14 protein-coding genes are annotated in these 18,110 nt (G+C 62.6%); 12 read left to right on the forward strand and 2 right to left on the reverse strand.

The features are described from left to right. Positions 1 to 64: 64 nt before the first annotated feature. The 12 genes from cobO (at position 65) to AC3A5O_RS06960 (ending at position 14,318) form a co-directional block, all read left to right on the forward strand. Positions 65 to 691 carry a cob(I)yrinic acid a,c-diamide adenosyltransferase gene (gene cobO, locus AC3A5O_RS06905; RefSeq protein ID WP_305468098.1) on the forward strand — a complete coding sequence of 209 codons (627 nt, stop codon included), beginning with the start codon at positions 65 to 67 and terminating at the stop codon, positions 689 to 691. After that, entirely contained in the window at positions 688 to 2,088 is a 1,401-nt protein-coding gene (locus tag AC3A5O_RS06910) for a cobyrinic acid a,c-diamide synthase CobB (RefSeq protein WP_487752991.1), read from the forward strand. Before cobO ends, AC3A5O_RS06910 begins: the two co-directional genes overlap by 4 nt. Next, positions 2,085 to 2,735, forward strand: coding sequence for a 5,6-dimethylbenzimidazole synthase (bluB, locus tag AC3A5O_RS06915; RefSeq protein ID WP_122569221.1), 651 nt, complete (start codon positions 2,085 to 2,087; stop codon positions 2,733 to 2,735). The genes AC3A5O_RS06910 and bluB overlap by 4 nt, the downstream gene beginning before the upstream one ends. Continuing rightward, positions 2,732 to 3,640: an adenosylcobinamide-phosphate synthase CbiB gene (gene cbiB, locus AC3A5O_RS06920; RefSeq protein WP_487752992.1), complete on the forward strand. Its 909-nt coding sequence runs from the start codon at positions 2,732 to 2,734 to the stop codon at positions 3,638 to 3,640. The genes bluB and cbiB overlap by 4 nt, the downstream gene beginning before the upstream one ends. Next, entirely contained in the window at positions 3,633 to 4,625 is a 993-nt protein-coding gene (gene cobD, locus AC3A5O_RS06925; protein ID WP_122569219.1) for a threonine-phosphate decarboxylase CobD, read from the forward strand. The genes cbiB and cobD overlap by 8 nt, the downstream gene beginning before the upstream one ends. Further along, positions 4,622 to 6,073, forward strand: coding sequence for a cobyric acid synthase (locus tag AC3A5O_RS06930; RefSeq protein ID WP_487752993.1), 1,452 nt, complete (start codon positions 4,622 to 4,624; stop codon positions 6,071 to 6,073). The genes cobD and AC3A5O_RS06930 overlap by 4 nt, the downstream gene beginning before the upstream one ends. Positions 6,074 to 6,801: 728 nt before the next feature. Continuing rightward, a complete protein-coding gene (gene cobU, locus AC3A5O_RS06935; protein WP_305490950.1) occupies positions 6,802 to 7,323 on the forward strand; it encodes a bifunctional adenosylcobinamide kinase/adenosylcobinamide-phosphate guanylyltransferase in 522 nt (173 codons plus the stop codon). After that, positions 7,320 to 8,375: a nicotinate-nucleotide--dimethylbenzimidazole phosphoribosyltransferase gene (gene cobT, locus AC3A5O_RS06940; protein ID WP_487752994.1), complete on the forward strand. Its 1,056-nt coding sequence runs from the start codon at positions 7,320 to 7,322 to the stop codon at positions 8,373 to 8,375. The genes cobU and cobT overlap by 4 nt, the downstream gene beginning before the upstream one ends. Beyond that, a complete protein-coding gene (cobC, locus tag AC3A5O_RS06945; protein ID WP_122569215.1) occupies positions 8,372 to 8,947 on the forward strand; it encodes an alpha-ribazole phosphatase family protein in 576 nt (191 codons plus the stop codon). The genes cobT and cobC overlap by 4 nt, the downstream gene beginning before the upstream one ends. Before the next feature lie 2 nt (positions 8,948 to 8,949). Continuing rightward, complete coding sequence (locus tag AC3A5O_RS06950; RefSeq protein WP_487752995.1) at positions 8,950 to 9,681, forward strand: adenosylcobinamide-GDP ribazoletransferase; 732 nt, start codon at positions 8,950 to 8,952, stop codon at positions 9,679 to 9,681. Between the two features lie 184 nt (positions 9,682 to 9,865). Then, positions 9,866 to 11,878, forward strand: a complete 2,013-nt coding sequence (locus tag AC3A5O_RS06955) for a hypothetical protein (RefSeq protein ID WP_305468088.1) — start codon at positions 9,866 to 9,868, stop codon at positions 11,876 to 11,878. Between the two features lie 229 nt (positions 11,879 to 12,107). Further along, entirely contained in the window at positions 12,108 to 14,318 is a 2,211-nt protein-coding gene (locus tag AC3A5O_RS06960; RefSeq protein ID WP_487752996.1) for an autotransporter outer membrane beta-barrel domain-containing protein, read from the forward strand. A gap of 149 nt (positions 14,319 to 14,467) precedes the next feature. Here AC3A5O_RS06960 and AC3A5O_RS06965 read toward each other — a convergent pair whose 3' ends face one another. After that, complete coding sequence (locus AC3A5O_RS06965; protein WP_487752997.1) at positions 14,468 to 15,544, reverse strand: fimbrial protein; 1,077 nt, start codon at positions 15,542 to 15,544, stop codon at positions 14,468 to 14,470. 56 nt (positions 15,545 to 15,600) lie between these two features. Further along, the gene (locus AC3A5O_RS06970; protein ID WP_487752998.1) at positions 15,601 to 18,102 is read right to left on the reverse strand and encodes a fimbria/pilus outer membrane usher protein; all 2,502 of its coding nucleotides are present in this window, start codon (positions 18,100 to 18,102) and stop codon (positions 15,601 to 15,603) included. Positions 18,103 to 18,110: the final 8 nt, after the last annotated feature.

The following is an 18,110-nucleotide window of genomic DNA, read 5'->3' on the forward strand; positions in this document are numbered from 1 at the left end:
GCCAGGCTTGTTGCCGTCTTTTTTCTGCCCGCCCGCCGTTATCCAATCCCAACGGAGAGCTCCCATGACTGACTCCCTCAGCACCGACACGTCTGATCGCGACGAACGCCATCTGGCGCGCATGCAGCGCAAGAAAGCCGTGATCGACGAGCGCATCGCCAACTCGCCGAATGAATGCGGCTTGCTGCTGGTGCTGACCGGTAACGGCAAGGGCAAGAGCAGCTCGGCGTTCGGCATGCTGGCCCGGTCCATGGGCCATGGCATGCAATGCGGTGTGGTGCAGTTCATCAAGGGGCGCAACAGCACCGGTGAAGAGCTGTTTTTCCGCCGCTTCCCGGAGCAGGTGCGTTTTCATGTCATGGGTGAAGGTTTCACCTGGGAAACCCAGGACCGTCAGCGCGACATCGCCGCCGCCGAAGCCGCCTGGGCCGTATCGCGTCAGTTGCTCAGCGATCCGTCCATTGGCCTGGTGGTGCTCGACGAACTGAACATCGCCCTCAAGCACGGCTACCTCGACCTCGACCAGGTGCTGAGCGATCTGCAGGCCCGTCCACCGATGCAGCATGTGGTGGTGACCGGGCGTGGCGCCAAGCCGGAGATGATCGAGCTGGCCGATACCGTGACGGAAATGGGCATGATCAAGCACGCGTTCCAGGCCGGCATCAAGGCGCAGAAAGGCGTCGAGCTGTGAGTGATGCTCGCCACTGCCCGGCGGTGCTGATCGCCGCTCCGGCCTCGGGCCAAGGCAAGACCACCGTCACTGCGGCGCTGGCCCGGTTGCATCGCAACCAGGGACGCAAGGTGCGCGTCTTCAAGTGCGGCCCGGACTTTCTCGACCCGATGATCCTGGAGCGGGCCAGCGGCGCGCCGGTCTATCAATTGGACATGTGGATGGTCGGCGAGCAGGAAAGCCGGCGGCTGTTGTGGGAAGCCGCCGCCGAAGCGGACCTGATCCTGATCGAAGGGGTGATGGGGCTGTTCGATGGCACGCCGTCCAGCGCCGACCTGGCGCGACATTTCGGTGTGCCGGTGCTGGCGGTGATCGACGGCACGGCCATGGCCCAGACATTCGGCGCCCTGGCCCTGGGCCTGGCCCGTTATCAACCGGATCTGCCGTTCGCCGGGGTCTTGGCCAACCGGGTCGGCACCTTGCGTCATGCACAATTGCTCGAAGGCAGCCTGACCGAAGGCCTGCGTTGGTATGGCGCGTTGTCCCGGGAAACCGGCATCGAATTGCCCAGCCGTCATCTCGGGTTGGTCCAGGCCAGTGAATTGAACGACCTCGACCTGCGCCTCGACGCAGCGGCCGAGGCCCTGGCCAGCAGTTGTGAAGTGGCGTTGCCGCCCGCCGTGGCGTTCGCCGCGCCCGAGGTGATCGCCGTGGAGCCGTGGCTCGCTGGGGTGCGCATCGCCGTGGCCCGTGACGAAGCGTTCGCCTTCACCTATGGCGCCAGCCTTGATCTGCTGCGGGCCATGGGCGCGCAGTTGAGCTTCTTTTCGCCGATCCATGACAGCGAACTGCCCGAGGCGGACAGCCTTTATCTGCCTGGCGGTTATCCGGAGCTGCACCACGTTGCGCTGGCCCGCAATACCCCGATGCTGGCCGCGATCCGTGCCCACCACGCAGCCGATAAACCGTTGCTCGCCGAATGCGGCGGCATGTTGTATCTGCTCGATTCATTGACCGATGTCGACGGCGTGCGCGCCGAACTGCTGGGATTGCTGGCCGGCGATGCGCAGATGCAAAAGCGCCTGGCGGCCCTGGCGCTGCAATCGGTGGATTTGCCGGAAGGCAACCTGCGTGGGCATACCTATCATCACTCCCTGACCAGCACCGAGGTTGAACCGATTGCCCGTGGTCATAGCCCGAATGGCGGGCGAGGGGCGGAGGCGGTTTTCCGACAGGGGCGGATGACGGCTTCCTATGTGCACTTTTATTTTCCGTCCAATCCCAGGGCGATTGCCGCGTTGTTTGCGCCCGGGCTTGAGGCCGATATCGCGAGCAAGCTCGCTCCCACAGGGGATTGTGTGATCTCAAGTACAACGCCTGCCAGTGTGGGAGCGAGCTTGCTCGCGAAGCGGCCATGACAGACACCGCTTTCTCCCAGGCCGAACGCGAAGCGGTCTACCGCGCCATTGCCGAGCGCCGCGACATGCGCCATTTCAGCGGCGGCACGGTGGAGCCGGCCTTGCTGCGTCGTCTGCTGGAAGCCGCGCACCAGGCGCCCAGCGTTGGCTTGATGCAACCGTGGCGATTCATCCGCATCAGCGACCGCGCCTTGCGTGGACAGATCCGCGAACTGGTGGAGCAGGAGCGCATTCGCACCGCCGAGGCCCTGGGCGAGCGCAGCGATGAGTTCATGACACTCAAGGTCGAAGGCATCGACGACTGCGCCGAGGTGCTGGTGGCGGCGTTGATGGAGGATCGCGAGCGACACATCTTCGGCCGCCGGACCTTGCCGGAAATGGACCTGGCCTCGCTGTCCTGCGCGATCCAGAATCTGTGGCTGGCCTCCCGCGTCGAAGGGTTGGGGATGGGCTGGGTGTCGTTGTTCGAACCCCAGGCCCTGGCCGATCTGCTGGGCCTGCCCGCCGGGGCCAAACCGCTGGCGATCCTCTGCCTGGGCCCGGTCGAGGGCTTTTACCCGGCACCGATGCTCGCCCTGGAAGGTTGGGCGCAACCGCGTCCGCTCCATGAACTGCTGTATGAAAACCGTTGGGGAGTGAGCCCATGAGTGTGGCGTTGCTCAGTGCCGCCGCGGTGGCGCTGGATGCGCTGTTGGGCGAGCCCCGGCGCTGGCATCCGCTGGTGGCGTTCGGTCGTTTCGCCGATCGCATCGAACAGCGCTTCAACGCCGGTGGGCGTGGCTGGCGCAGTCACGGGGTGACAGCGTGGGTGATCGCGGTGGTGCCGTTGACCCTGCTGGCCACGGCCCTGTCCTGGGCGCCGATGGTGGGCTGGTTGGTGGAGATCCTGGCGTTGTACTGTGCCCTCGGCCTGCGCAGCCTCGGCGAGCATGTCGAGCCGGTGGCGCGGGCGCTGCGCAGCGGTGACCTGGAGCAGGCGCGCCAACGTGTCGGCTACCTGGTCAGTCGCGAGACGGCTGAACTGGATGAAACCGCCGTGGCCCGCGCCGCCACCGAGTCGGTGCTGGAAAACGGCAGCGACGCGGTGTTCGCCGCGTTGTTCTGGTTCGCCGTGGCCGGCGCGCCCGGTGTGGTGCTGTACCGCCTGAGCAATACCCTCGACGCCATGTGGGGCTACCGCAACGAGCGCTTCGAGCGCTTTGGCTGGGCGGCTGCGAAGATCGACGACGTGCTCAACTACATTCCGGCACGCCTGGTGGCGTTGACCTACGCGCTGCTCGGCAAAACCCGTCTGGCGCTCAAGTGCTGGCGCACCCAGGGCCCGACCTGGAACAGCCCCAACGCCGGGCCGGTGATGGCCGCCGGGGCCGGAGCGCTGGGTGTGGAGCTGGGCGGGGCGGCGGTTTACCACGGCGAACTGCACCAACGTCCGCCCTTGGGCGAAGGCGTGCCGGCGAGTGCCGATTCCATTGATCGCGGCTGGCAATTGGTCCAGCGCGGGGTATGGTTGTGGTTGCTGATTCTCTGCCTGGGAGCTGAGTTCTATGCTTGAGCACGGCGGACGCTTGCGCAATGCGGCCCGGCAATACGGCGTTGCCGAGGCCGATTGGCTCGATTTGTCCAGCGGCCTCGCGCCTTGGCCGTTCGACGTTCCGGCCATTCCCCTGCGGGCCTGGGCGCGCCTGCCGGAAACCGATGATGGATTGGAGCAGGCCGCCTGCGACTACTACGGTGCATTAGATGTGCTGCCGGTGGCCGGTTCGCAGATGGCCATCCAGCTGTTGCCGCGCCTGCGTCGCAGCGGCAAGGTCGGCGTCTTGTCGCCCTGTTATGCCGAGCACGCCGAAGCCTGGCGCCGCAGTGGCTATATCGTGCGCGAAGTACTGGAAGCGGAAGTGGATTTCTTTCTCGACAGCCTCGACGTGTTGGTGGTGGTCAATCCGAACAACCCCACGGGCTTGAGCCTGGCGCCCGAGCGCTTGTTGGACTGGCATGCCCGCCTGGCCCAGCGCGGTGGCTGGCTGGTGGTGGATGAAGCCTTCATGGACGTCACGCCGGCGCTGAGCCTGGCGGCGCACACCCATCTGGTCGGGCTGATCGTGCTGCGTTCGTTCGGCAAGTTCTTTGGCCTCGCCGGGGTTCGCCTGGGCTTTGTTTTGGCCGAGCGCCGCTTGCTCAAGTTGCTCGCCGAACAAGTCGGGCCGTGGGTCGTCAGCGGGCCGACCCGGGTACTGGGCCAGGCCTGCCTGCTGGACAGCGCCGCCCACGCAGACCAGCGCCAACGCTGCCAAGCCACGAGCCAACGCCTGGCGCTGTTGCTTGAACGCCACGGTTTCAAGCCGCAGGGCGGCTGCGGATTGTTCCAATGGCTGGTCACCGAGCACGCCCAGGGGCTGCACGATTTCATGGCCCAGCGCGGCATTCTCCTGCGCCTGTTCGTGAACACCAGCAGCCTGCGTTTCGGGCTGCCGGCCGACGACAGCGAATTCCTGCGCCTCGAACAGGCCTTCGAGGCCTACGCCAAGGACACCCAATGACCACAGTGATGGTGCAGGGCACCACGTCCGATGCCGGCAAAAGTACCCTGGTCACGGCTTTGTGCCGCTGGGTCCGGCGCCAGGATGTGGGCGTGGTACCGTTCAAGCCACAGAACATGGCCCTCAACAGTGCCGTGACGGCCGACGGCGGCGAAATCGGTCGCGCCCAGGCGGTGCAGGCCCAGGCCGCCGGACTCGAGCCGCACACCGACATGAACCCGGTGCTGCTCAAGCCCAACAGCGACACCGGCGCCCAGGTGATCATCCATGGCCGCGCCGTCACCACCATGAACGCCGTGGCTTATCACGATTACAAAGCCATCGCCATGCAAGCGGTGCTGGCCTCCCACGCGCGCTTGAGCGCGGCCTATCCGGTGGTCATGGTGGAAGGCGCTGGCTCGCCGGCCGAGATCAACCTGCGCGCCGGTGACATCGCCAACATGGGCTTTGCCGAGGCGGTGGACTGCCCGGTGTTGCTGATCGCCGATATCAATCGCGGCGGGGTGTTCGCCCATCTGGTCGGCACGCTGGAGTTGCTTTCCCCCAGCGAACAGGCGCGGGTCAAAGGCTTCATCATCAACCGTTTTCGTGGCGACATCGCTTTGCTGCAACCGGGCCTGGACTGGTTGGAGGCGCGCACCGGCAAACCGGTGATCGGCGTATTGCCCTACGTGATAGACCTGCACCTGGAAGCCGAGGATGGCCTCGATCAACGCCAGATCGACAAGGCCGAGCAAGTGCTGAAAGTGGTGGTGCCGGTCTTGCCGCGCATCAGCAACCACACCGATTTCGATCCGCTGCGCCTGCACCCGCAAGTCGACCTGCAATTCGTCGGCCCCGGCCAGCCCATCCCGCCGGCCGACCTGATTATCCTGCCCGGCTCGAAAAGCGTGCGCAGCGACCTGGCCTACCTGCGCGCCAACGGTTGGGAGACGGCGATCCATCGTCACCTGCGCTACGGCGGCAAATTGCTGGGCATCTGCGGCGGTTTGCAGATGCTCGGCCAGCACGTCCATGACCCGTTGGGCCTGGAAGGCGCGGCCGGTTCCAGTGCCGGGCTGGGCCTGCTGGATTTTGAAACGACCCTGGAGCACGAGAAGCAATTGCGTAATGTGCGCGGGCGATTGGCCTTGGAAGCGGCCGAGGTCAGCGGTTACGAGATCCACGCGGGAGTGACCAGCGGCCCGGCCCTGGAAAACGCCGCGGTGCACTTGGAAGACGGCCGTTGCGACGGTGCCCAGAGCCTCGACGGACAGGTGTTCGGCACCTACCTGCATGGGCTGTTCGAATCACCGGCGGCCAGTTGCGCGTTGTTGCGTTGGGCGGGGTTGCAGGAGGTGCAGGCGGTGGACTACCACGGCTTGCGCGAGCGGGACATCGAGCGGTTGGCGGATCTGGTGGAGCGGCATCTGGATACTGGATTGTTGCGTGAGCTCTGTGGGATCTAGGGTAGCAGGGCCGGCCCCTTCGCGAGCAAGCTCGCTCCCACAGGGGATTTGTGTACACAGCAGGCTCGGTGTGGGCTCTGTGGGGGGTAGGGTAGCAGGGCCGGCCCCTTCGCGAGCAAGCTCGCTCCCACAGGGGATTTGTGTGCACAGCAGGCACGGTGTGGGCTCTGTGGGGGGTAGGGTAGCAGGGGCGGCCCCTTCGCGAGCAAGCCCGCTCCCACAGGGGATTTGTGTACACAGCAGGCTCGGTGTGGGCTCTGTGGGGGGTAGGGTAGCTGGGCTGGCCTTATCGCGAGCGGGCTCGCTCCCACATTGGATCTCTGATGACCACAGCATTCATGTACACCCTGGATCAACTGTGGGAGCGAGCCTGCTCGCGATGAGGCCGGCATCAACACCGCTAATACAACGTAGCCAATGTCCCAGCATTGGATTTGCGGGGGCACATAAATCCCCTGTGGGGGCGCAATGCGGTTCACTTAAGAAAAATGATGGACCTGTGGCGAGGGAGCTTGCTCCCGCTCGGCTGCGAAGCAGTCGTAAACCGGCGGGAGCGGTGGTTTGATGCTCCGCATTTGGCAGGTTATGGGGCCGCTTCGCGGCCCAGCGGGAGCAAGCTCCCTCGCCACGGGTTTGTCGATGGCCTTAAGTGAACAGCATTACCTGTGGGAGCGAGCTTGCTCGCGATGGCGCCAGTCACCACACCGCCAAATAAAAGGTAATGATCCATGCTGCAACTGATCCTCGGCGGCGCCCGCTCCGGCAAGAGTCGCTTGGCTGAAAAACTCGCGGCGGACACTGGCTTGCCAGTGACCTACATCGCCACCAGCCAACCCCTGGACGGCGAGATGAACCAGCGCATCGCCCAGCACCGCGCCCGACGGCCGGCCGAATGGACGCTGGTGGAGGAGCCCTTGGCCCTGGCCCGGGTGCTGCGGGAAAACGCCGCCCACGGGCAATGCCTGCTGGTGGATTGCCTGACCCTGTGGCTGACCAACCTGCTGATGCTCGACGATACCGAGCAACTGAACGCCGAACGCGAAGCGCTGCTGGACAGCCTGGCCGTGCTGCCCGGGGAGATCATTTTTGTCAGCAACGAGACCGGCATGGGTGTCGTGCCGCTGGGCGAGCTGACTCGCCGTTACGTCGATGAAGCCGGTTGGCTGCATCAAGCCTTGGCCGAACGTTGTCAGCGCGTCGTGCTGGCCGTCGCGGGCCTGCCCCTGACTCTCAAAGGTACTGCGTTATGAATCATCGCTGGTGGCTGGACCCGTGCAAGCCCGTCGATACCCACGCGCTGGAAATGGCTGCGGCCCGTCAACAACAGCTGACCAAACCCGCCGGTTCGTTGGGCCGACTGGAATCGGTGGCGGTGCAACTGGCGGGCCTGCAAGGGCAGCTCAAGCCAAGCCTGGACCGACTGTGGATCGCGATTTTCGCCGGTGACCATGGCGTGGTCGCCGAAGGCGTATCGGCCTATCCCCAAGCGGTCACCGGGCAGATGCTGCTCAACTTCGTCAGTGGCGGTGCAGCCATCAGCGTCCTGGCGCGACAACTGGGCGCGTCCCTGGAAGTGGTCGACCTGGGCACCGTCACGCCATCGTTGGACCTGCCCGGTGTGCGGCATCTGAACCTCGGGCCGGGCACGGCGAATTTCGCCCAGGGCCCGGCCATGACGGTGAGCCAGGGCGAGCAGGCCTTGCACGCCGGGCGCGACAGTGTGCTGCGCGCGGTCGCGGCTGGGACGCAATTGTTCATCGGTGGCGAGATGGGCATCGGCAACACCACCGCCGCCAGCGCCTTGGCCTGCGCCTTGCTCGAATGCCCGGTGGTGCATCTGGTGGGGCCGGGCACGGGGTTGGACGCCGCGGGTGTCAGCCACAAGACCCAGGTGATCCAGCGGGCCCTGGCGTTGCACGCTGCCCAAGGCAACGACCCGTTGCAGACCCTGTTCAACCTCGGCGGTTTTGAAATCGCCGCGTTGGTCGGTGCGTACCTGGCCTGTGCCCAGCAGGGCGTCGCCGTGCTGGTGGATGGCTTCATCTGCAGCGTCGCGGCCCTGGTGGCCACACGGCTCAATCCCGCGTGCCAGCCGTGGTTGCTGTTCGCCCATCGCGGCGCCGAACCGGGCCATCGCCATGTGCTGGAAACCCTCGGCGCCGAACCGCTGCTGGAGCTCGGCCTGCGCCTGGGCGAGGGCAGTGGCGCGGCGTTGGCGGTGCCACTGTTGCGCCTGGCCTGTGACCTTCACGGGCAGATGGCGACGTTTGCCGAAGCGGCCGTGGCGGATCGCCCGGCATGATCTTGCGCCTGGACCTGCTGCGTCACGGCGAAACCGAACTGGGCGGCGGCCTGCGCGGCAGCCTCGACGACGCCTTGACGACCAAGGGCTGGGAGCAGATGCACACGGCTGTCGCTCAAGGCGGGCCCTGGGATCGCCTGGTCAGTTCACCGCTGCAGCGCTGCGCCCGTTTCGCCGAGCAACTCGGCGCCCGTCTCAACCTGCCAGTGCATTTGGACAAAGACCTGCAAGAGTTGCATTTTGGCGCCTGGGAAGGTCGCAGCGCGGCGGCACTGATGGATACCGACGCCGAGGCACTGGGCCGGTTCTGGGCTGACCCCTATGCCTTCACGCCCCCCGAAGGCGAGCCGGTGCTGGCGTTTTCCAGCCGCGTCCTGACGGCAATCGAACGCCTGCACGCGGCCTATGCCGGTCAGCGGGTCTTGCTGGTCAGCCATGGCGGCGTGATGCGCCTGCTGCTGGCCCAGGCCCGCGGTCTGCCTCGGGAGCAGTTGCTCAATGTCGAAGTCGCTCATGGCGCGCTGTTTTCCCTGACAGTGTCGGCAGGTTCAGTGCTCGAAGAGGCGGTTTGACGATGTTGCCTTTCTGGATCGCCCTGCAATTTCTCAGCAGCCTACCGGTGCGCCTGCCCGGCATGCCCGAGCCCGAGCAACTGGGTCGTTCACTGTTGTTCTACCCATTGGTGGGGCTGTTGTTCGGCGGCGTGCTGTGGTTGCTCAATGCACTGCTGTTGGGGGCGCCGCCGTTGCTGCACGCCGCCCTGTTGCTGACAGCGTGGGTGTTGCTCAGCGGCGGCCTGCACCTCGACGGCCTGGCCGACAGCGCCGACGCCTGGCTGGGCGGCTTTGGCGACCGCGACCGCACGCTGCTGATCATGAAGGATCCGCGCAGTGGGCCCATCGCGGTGATCACTCTGGTGTTGGTGCTGCTGCTCAAATTCACCGCGTTGCTGGCGTTGATCGAACAGGGGCAAATGTTGGCCTTGATCATCGTGCCGGTGCTGGGGCGTGCGGCGTTGCTGGGCTTGTTCCTGACCACGCCTTACGTGCGGGCCGGCGGGTTGGGCCAGGCCCTTGCCGATCATCTGCCCCGGCGTGCAGCGTGGTGGGTGTTGTTGGTGTGCGCGCTGGGGGGCGTGCTGGTGGCGGGTTGGGCGGGTGTCTGTGCGTTGGCCGTGACCTTGGCGGTGTTCGTTGGCTTGCGGCGGATGATGCTGCGCCGGCTCGGGGGATGCACCGGGGATACGGCTGGGGCGTTGCTGGAGTTGCTGGAGGTGGCGGTGTTGGTGGGGGTGGTATTGAGCTGAATTTGCCCTGCCTACCTGTCAACTCTGACAGTATCGCCTCGTTAAAATCTGGCGCTTAATTTGTTCAAGGTCCCGACTATCGAAGTGTCTGCGAGCTGTTGTCTCGATCAAGTGGCTGAATCGATTCCCGACCATGGCTCTGCCCATGGCTGAACCTGATTTGACTCAAGAGTGAGAACAGGCGATGACCCAGGTATATAGAAAACGTCAAGGTGAAGAGGCTCGGCATGCTTATGGCCGGGTATTGGCAGAGCGGCAGCGTGTCGGGGACATGACCCCGCCCACCATTACCGATGCGATCCCCGGCGATCCGGATGGGCTGCTTCCGAGAGCCAGGCTCGATGCGCCGATACGCGTGCAAATTCCAGAGTTTCCATTGGGGCCCGTACCAAACCCGTCAAACACAGAGTTTTTCTCGGAGTTGACATTGCAATGGCGACGTGAAAGTGAGGCGGAGTTCCACGACATCAGCGACATGGAACTGCTCTCGAATTTGACCGGTGTTACATTTCCGCTAAATCGAGAAATTGCCTTGGATAAATTTGAGGGGCAAGAAGGGAAGTTCTTTTTTCGTTATTACGTCAGGATGTATTACACCAATCATGACTGGTCAATAGAAGTCCCCATTCGTTTGGATAAAACCGCACCCTACAGGCAATATAATCATCCGGATGACGTTCCGCCGCCTATAAGGTTCACTTCGAGCCCCATTACAGACGCGACCCTGGCTGCTGAAAACGGCGTTGAATGTGAAATCGATGATTTCAGTGATCCTGATAAAGCACGGATCATCGTTGCGGTGGGTTGGAGCGACGTGCCGCCGGACCCTGGTGAAACTATTGTCCCCGCCTTCTCTGGACTGTTGCCACCGGGTCGAAAAGTAACCGTTACGAGGGACAAAATCGAGCCTTTCGGCTCGGGGACTCATTATGTGACCTACGTCCTGATGGATCCTGCCGGCAATGTCAGCAATTTATCGCGGGTACAGAATGTGCCTGTAGCCTTGGGTGCGCTGCCAACCAATCTGCAACCCCATACGGTACCTTTGCATGCTGATTCGCTGATCAATCGCGCGGATGCCTGGGCCGGGGTCAGGGTAGAGATTCCCCTCTACGACAATCCTATGCCCGAGGACGAGATCTTCGTCGAGTGGGGCAGCGCGAAGCTGCAGGGTTATCCCGTGGGGGAGCATCTGCCGCCGGTCATTTCGATTCCCGTGAATTGGGCACGTTTAAAAGCCGAGTACAATTCTACCGCCGGGGGGGTGCAGGTCGTCCCGGTCGGTTACCGGGTCGAACGTGCGCCACAGGTTGACTACTGGCCGAATCCTCGGACGATCAATATCAATGTCGATTTTTCCATGACCGGCCCGATCGACCCTGACGATCCAGATCCCAATCCGGTCACTCCGCTCCTGGATCAGGTGACAGTCTATAGCGCTACAGGCACCGAAGATAATGTACTGCCCGAGCAGGACTTCAATGCGCCAGCAAGGGCCAAGTTCAAGGCGCCGGATCCGGTTGTCGATGGCGATACCTTTACCTTGTATTGGAAGGGGGTCGCAGTAGCTCATACGTATACGTCCGATGGCTCGATCGACCCTGGCGATGACATCACCATCAATATCACCTGGGACGAAATTCTTGCCGGCGGAGCCCATCCGCAGTTGCCTGTTTACTATGTGATGAGTCACGCCAACTTTCCGAACAATGATCGGGAGTCCCTGATTACCCCCGTCAAGGTCGAGGCTATTCGGGTTATTCCCTCTGCGCCGTTCTTCACCGACTTGGGCGCAGGTACCTTTCTCAATTGCAGTATGTTGCGCACCGTCAATGGAGTGATCGGTTATCGCGTAACCGTTCCACCCTCGACCTATCTTGAGCCGGGTGAAACGATCCAGTTGCGCTGGAGAGTTTATCAGGCGGATGGTACGACCCTGATTCCTTCTGTGAGCAAGGACACACCCCTAGTCATTCCGGATAATGCGCAGACGGCCGGCATCCAATGGTTCATTGACTATGATCGGCATGTCCTGCCCGCCGACGCAGTATCGAGCCCGTATAGTTATGCGGAAATCGACTACACCACGCCGGTCGAGGGTGTGCCAAAGCCCTCTGCGAAAACTAATCAAATCATGTCCATTGCCCTGGGCACAATTGGGGCCACGTGCGATCTGACGAATATCCCAACACCTTGACAGAGCCATTGCCCCGGGACAGAAAAATAGTCCTGGGGCAATGGAAGGGCAGTGGGCAGGTGAATGAAAGAAGGTTTAAGGAATAATCCCAATGGCAATAGGGTTTTTCCTACATAGATCGTCGGGTTCGATCTGTAGTCTGCGGCACCTATTCAACCGTGTCGTACGTAGTTGTTGGAAGTTGCCTACGACGCTGGTGTTAAACCGAAATGTCTCAACGGTGCTTGCCATGACTTGTGTAAAACCCTTTGTGTTGCGACCGCTGTCGCAGGCCTTGAAGCTTCTCTCCATCACGCCCTTGCTGGTGTTCAGTCAACACACTTTTGGATTGATCATTGACGGTGGCAGCCCGGTAGTGATCGACGGCACAAACCCGCCGGAAAGCTACACCTTGCGCAACAATGCCCAACTCACGGCCAATGGCGCCACGACCAATCAGATCCTGGTCCAGAGTGGCTCCCAGCTTGCACTCAATGGCTCAGCAGTCACCGCCACGGGTTCCAATGATGGTGTACAGCTATTGGCGAGCAGCGCAACCATCAACGGCAGCAATATCACCAGCGGAAATACTGGTCTGGCGGTGGGTTACGTCGCGGGTTCAGGCGCAGGCTCCCGGGCCGTGGTTGCCGACAGTGCAATCACCGGTGGCAATATGGGCGTCAGCGTCAGCAGCCTGGGTGTGCTCGAGTTGTCGCGAACCGCTGTCACCGCCGTCAATGCCAGTGGCGTCGGCTTGAATATGAGCGAAGCCTCCGTCGTGGCACGCGACAGCAATATCAGTGGCGGCGTTAACGGTATCCGGATCATTGCCAGCGGCGCCGAAGTTGCGCCGCGTACTTTGGAACTGGATGGCACCCGAGTAGAGGGTTTGAGCGGCGCGGCGATCGAAATCAATGACTTTGGCCAGACTGCAGAAGCGGCGAAGATCCTCATCGGGAACGGTTCGACCCTGGTCGGAGGCAATGGCGTATTACTCAATGTGGCGGGCGGTGCTACCGCCAATGCAACCGTGGACAACAGCGATCTGGTTGGCGATGTGATCGTCGAAGCCGGGAGCACCGGCAATGTCACCCTGCAGAACTTCGCGACCCTGACCGGACGTTTGCAGAATGTCGAGACCCTGGCTCTCAATAGCCAAGGCAAGTGGATCATGGTCGACGACGGTCAGCTACAGAACCTGAGCATGGCCGGCGGCTCGGTGCAGTTTGGCCAACCCGGCGAGTACCTGCGCCTGTCGGTAGACAACCTCAGCGGCAATGGCAATTTCATCATGCATACCGATTTCGCCACCGGCCAGACCGACTTTCTTGACGTAACCGGAGCGGCCACCGGCAGCCACACCCTGGATGTCTCCAGCAGCGGCAACGACCCCCTGTCGGATAAGCAGATCCATGTGGTGCATACCGCCAGCGGCGATGCCTCGTTTTCGCTGCTCAATGGTCGGGTTGACCTGGGTACCTATTCCTATGACCTGCTTCAGGTCGGCGGCAATGACTGGTACCTGGACGCCGCCAGCAAAGTGATCAGCCCGGGCACCGCCTCGGTGCTGGCATTGTTCGATGCTTCGCGTTCGGCCTGGTATGGCGAACTGAGCACCCTGCGCAGTCGCATGGGCGAAGTGCGCATGAACAGTGGCCAGACTGGCGGCTGGATGCGCGCCTATGGCAATCGCTTTGATGTTTCCGCCGATTCCGGCATGGCTTACAAACAGAGCCAGCAGGGTTTGTCCCTGGGCGTGGATACCCCGGTGCCGGCATTGGGCGATGGCCAGTGGGTGATCGGACTTCTGGCCGGCTACAGCCGTTCGGATCTGCAAATGAAGCACGGTACCTCGGGTGAGGTCGACAGCTTTTATGTCGGTACCTACGCCACCTGGCTGGATGCCGATACCGGTTACTACTTCGACGGAGTGCTCAAGCTCAACCGCTTCCAGAACCAGTCCGATGTCGCCCTCAGCGATGGCGCCAAGGCCAAGGGCCGCTATGACACCCATGGCCTGGGTACCACGCTGGAATTTGGTCGGCATATCAAGCTCGACGACGGTTATTTTGTCGAACCCTTCGTCCAGGCCGCTGCGCTGGTGGTACAAGGTAAGGACTACTCGCTGGACAATGGCATGAGCGCCGATGGCAGCCGCAGCCATTCGTTGCTGGGCACTGCGGGTGCCACCGTAGGTCGCGACATCGACCTGGGCGGTGGGCAAATCCTCCAGCCGTACCTGAAAGCAGCCGTGGTGCATGAGTTTGCCAAGAGCAATGACGTCAAGGTCAACAACACTACCTTCGATAATGACCTGTCCGGTTCGCGCCTGGCATTGGGTGGCGGGGTGGCGATGAAAGTCTCGGACAAAGTCCAGCTGCATGCCGATCTTGACTATAGCCATGGCGATAAGATCAAGCAGCCCTGGGGCGTCAACTTCGGCGCTACGTATGCTTGGTAATAGGGCTGAGTAATAAAAAAGGGCTGGATTTTCCAGCCCTTTTTATGTGCGTTCGATTAGTTTTTATTCAATCCAGTGACTCTATCCGTACGCTACAACACCTCACCGACAACGGCCGATCAAGCCGCTTGCCGGCGCAGCGTATGTGCTCAATGAAAGCTGACGGTAAAGTTCAGCGACCCTTTCACCGCCCCCGCATCCACCTTGGGAGCGGTCTGATACAGCCGTGCACTCAGGTCCAGTACCGTCGTTCCGGGTGAAATGGTCGCCAAGGGCACTTCACGTTGCAAGGGCACCGGTGTCACGCCGTCAGCCTTGAGGATCTGGATCCCAACGCCAGTAGCCCCCGAACCAGCGCCCAGGGTAAAGCCGCCCTCCACCCCAGGGATCGGCACCGAGCCGTTGGTGGGCTCCAGACGAATATTGGCCCAGGCGATGTTGATGTCGCCGGGGTCGGCGTCGCAATTACCCAGTGTGATATTGAACGGCACCGCCGGGGTGCCCGGGCCCACTGCGCCGAAGTCCGAGGTGCGCCAGTCACCCAGAGGCACCGGGTTGGCACTGACGCTGGAAATGCCGCACTGTGCCTGGAGCACGGTACCGCTCAACTGGAAATCGAAACCGTTGCCGATGTTGGAAAAGCGCGTACCGAACAGAGCTTTGTCGAAAGTATGCGGACCAGGGGCGATGGGCCCGGTCTTGATCAGCGTGAGTTTGCCTTGGAGCCGGTCGATGCGCAGTGGGGCGCTAGCGGGAACGGCGGCGTGGAGCAAGGCGTTGAACGGAACGGTGGGCTCGGTACTCGGCACAAAGGCATCGGCGGCGATGCCATCGAAGGGATGCTGCAGCTTGATGCGCGCACCGATCCCATCGATCCCGGTCATGAAGACCTTGCCGTTGACGTCCTCACCATTGACCGGCGGCAAGGTGCCGGGAAAGAGGGGGGCGCTGGCGACGGCGTTGAAGGTCAAGGTCGAGCCCAGGTCGTTCTCGCAGTGAATGATCTGGCCTTCGGTACTGGGCATCGAAAAGCCGCGGTCGAACTCCCCGATCACATGCCCCGGCGCTGCGTCCCGGGGTACATAGACGCTGCCCGCGTCGAGGCGGAAGGTCATGCTGGTGGCTGAAGTCACCCAGCGGCAGAAACTGGCGCCCGCGGCCACCTCAATCTGGCAGGCGGCGACCAAGGCAAAGGTCCCGGCCAAACGTCGTGATGCTGATTTCATCTGTCGAATCCTGAAGAGTCAGGGCGCGCGCAGCGTCGCGGCGCCCGACAAGGGAATTAATGCGTCATGGGCTCGGTGCAGGTGAGTGTCTGCAGCCGATAGCCTTGCGCCTGTTCCATGCTTTGCGGCGCGATCTGCAACTGGCAGTGCTGTCCGGCTTCCTTGCCCCAGCGCACATCCAGGGTTTGCGGTTCGGCCGTGGTGGTCAGCAGGACTTGTCCGGCCTGGCCAACCACGCCGAGCCGTTCTCCCTGGGCATCGCTGACCTGGGCGCCGAACGGCACGGGCTGGCCTGCTGGCGTGTGGCTCGTCAGCACCAGTCGGTTGACCTTGCGCGCGGTAAAGGCCGCCTTGACCACGGCCCCGCGCCGGGGCACCACATGGGTGACGCCATTGTCGATCTCCACCTCCGGGTCCAACTGGTCGGTTTGCAGCACCACCTGATTCTGCCGGTAAGGACGCAGATGCGGAGCCAAGGCGTAGCCCTGGGCGTTGGTGCGCACGCCGGTGGCATTGAGTACGCCAATGCCTGGGGTATCGGGCACCACCACCAGGCCCATGGTTTCGCCCAGGTAGGGACCCCATTCAAGGCCATCGCCGTGCAGCAGGAGTGCACCGCTGGCATTCAATGAAAGGCTGCGATAGCCATTGCCCTGGGTGTAGCCACCGCCCACGCTGCCGAAGGGCGCTTGATAACCGAGGGCCAAGGTCGCCGAGCGCTGGTCATCATCGCTGTTGCTCAGTGCGGTGCTGTAGCTGAGTCGGTTCTGATCGGCGCTGCCGGTCAGGCGTGCGGTCTGGCTGTAGCGCCCGGCATTGTCCTGGAAACCCAGGGTCGCAGTGTTTGAATGGCCAAGGTCCAAGGGAAAAGAAATGCTCAAGCCGGCCTGCCGACGACTGCCATTGCGCTCATCGCTCAGGGACTGCGAGGCGAACAGGTTGTAGCTGATCTTGCGGTGTTGAGTATTGAAGTTGAACTGGAATTGGCGTTGTTGTGCGTTGGCGCCCCAGTAGTCGTCTTGCGATAACGTCAAGTTAACCGAGCTGGCCGGCCCCAGGTCCTGAAACAGCGCCGCTTCAAGACGACTGCGGCGGCTACCGGCGAACTTGCCATCGCGGCTACGTTCACGCACGCTTTCGTCGAAGTCCCGGTAGCCCTGCGTGGAGTAGCGATAACCGGCGAAACGCAGGCTGGTGCTGGTCTGGAAGGCCTTGCTGTATTTCAGCGCATAGCTCATGCCCTGCACACTTTCACCGCGCCCCGACTCGGCGCTGGAATGGGTGAGGTCGAAGGCCAGCGCCCCGAGGCTGCCCCAATCCCGGGCGAGGCCCAGGTTGCCGGCCCGATAGAAATCACTGCCCATTGCCCCGCCATACCACGTCGTGCTCCAGGCGCTGCCCATTGCCAGGGTGCCCTGCCAGAGCAAGGGGGCGTCCAGGCCGCTAGCGGCCGAATAGCGCCCCATGGTCGCGCTGTAGCGCCAGACCCCTTCGCGCAGCAGGTTGCCAAGGCTTGCATAAGGTTGAATAAAGCGTTGGACCTGGCCATCGTCCGTCGTCAGCACCACCTCCAATTCACCGCTACCCCCGGCGGTACTCAGGTCGTCGATCTCATAGGGACCGGCGCTGACATAGGTGGAATAGATTGGGTAGCCGTTCTGCTTGATCTCCAATTTGGAACGTGCCTGGGCCACACCGCGAACGATCGGCGCATAGCTTTGCTGAAGGTCGGGCAGCATGCCCATGTCCGAGGCGATGACCAGTCCCTGGATCGGCAAGCTGCGAAACACTTCGCCACCGGTAAAGGTCTTGCCCAAGGTCAGATTGGCGCGGGTGCCGGGCAAATCGCGCTGGGCATACGTGTAAGCCTGGGTCCATTCGCGTTGACCGTCGGTGTTCTGGTGCAGCGCATGGTTACTGCGCAAGCGCCAGGCACCCAGGTTGAGACCGCTGTTGAGGTACAAGTCGTCGCTGCTGGTGGAGCCCCGATAACGGCTGGTGCCTTGTTGGGCCGATACTTGGTAATTGACGAAGGCGGCGTTGATGCCGGCATCCCATTGCTCGGGATCGACTTGTCCAACTCTGTCACGGCGCATGGCGATCTGTGGCACCGCGAGCGACAGCAGCAGCGTGCTGGCATCGAACTCGATTTTAGAATCGGCGATCAATGCAGGCAGATCGACGCAGGCTGCCTCCAGGGACGAGGCAAAACTCTCGAGCTTGATCCCCAATTGCTCCAGCAGTCCGGCGTCCAGGCAGGGCGAAAGGCTTTGCCGGTCGGGATCGACATGGAAGTCCAATTCACGTTCACCGAAGTAATGGCGATTGATCTGGATGGCTACCCGATAACGTCCCGGAACGAATGCCTGTCCTTGGCCGAGAACGTCCAGCGCCAGTGTGCTGGCAGCGCCACTCTGGTGCATGAAGCCGGACTGGAATTCGAGCGTTTGGCTGGCAAGCGTTGGCCGCGCTTCGGATAAGCCAACCGCGCTACCAATGACAAATAGGGGGGCGAGCCGCTGGCGCAAAGGCCGGCGGCGTGCAGGTGCATGGATCATGGTGGTCT

Source organism: Pseudomonas sp. Soil_N_39 (assembly GCF_057655955.1).

Bases quoted from the DNA above. Each gene is read 5' to 3' on its own strand.
- cobO (WP_305468098.1), top strand. From the start codon at position 65: ATGACTGACTCCCTCAGCACCGACACGTCTGATCGCGACGAACGCCAT.
- bluB (WP_122569221.1), top strand. From the start codon at position 2,085: ATGACAGACACCGCTTTCTCCCAGGCCGAACGCGAAGCGGTCTACCGC.
- cbiB (WP_487752992.1), top strand. From the start codon at position 2,732: ATGAGTGTGGCGTTGCTCAGTGCCGCCGCGGTGGCGCTGGATGCGCTG.
- cobD (WP_122569219.1), top strand. From the start codon at position 3,633: ATGCTTGAGCACGGCGGACGCTTGCGCAATGCGGCCCGGCAATACGGC.
- AC3A5O_RS06930 (WP_487752993.1), top strand. From the start codon at position 4,622: ATGACCACAGTGATGGTGCAGGGCACCACGTCCGATGCCGGCAAAAGT.
- cobU (WP_305490950.1), top strand. From the start codon at position 6,802: ATGCTGCAACTGATCCTCGGCGGCGCCCGCTCCGGCAAGAGTCGCTTG.
- cobT (WP_487752994.1), top strand. From the start codon at position 7,320: ATGAATCATCGCTGGTGGCTGGACCCGTGCAAGCCCGTCGATACCCAC.
- cobC (WP_122569215.1), top strand. From the start codon at position 8,372: ATGATCTTGCGCCTGGACCTGCTGCGTCACGGCGAAACCGAACTGGGC.
- AC3A5O_RS06950 (WP_487752995.1), top strand. From the start codon at position 8,950: ATGTTGCCTTTCTGGATCGCCCTGCAATTTCTCAGCAGCCTACCGGTG.
- AC3A5O_RS06955 (WP_305468088.1), top strand. From the start codon at position 9,866: ATGACCCAGGTATATAGAAAACGTCAAGGTGAAGAGGCTCGGCATGCT.
- AC3A5O_RS06960 (WP_487752996.1), top strand. From the start codon at position 12,108: ATGACTTGTGTAAAACCCTTTGTGTTGCGACCGCTGTCGCAGGCCTTG.
- AC3A5O_RS06965 (WP_487752997.1), bottom strand. From the start codon at position 15,544: ATGAAATCAGCATCACGACGTTTGGCCGGGACCTTTGCCTTGGTCGCC.
- AC3A5O_RS06970 (WP_487752998.1), bottom strand. From the start codon at position 18,102: ATGATCCATGCACCTGCACGCCGCCGGCCTTTGCGCCAGCGGCTCGCC.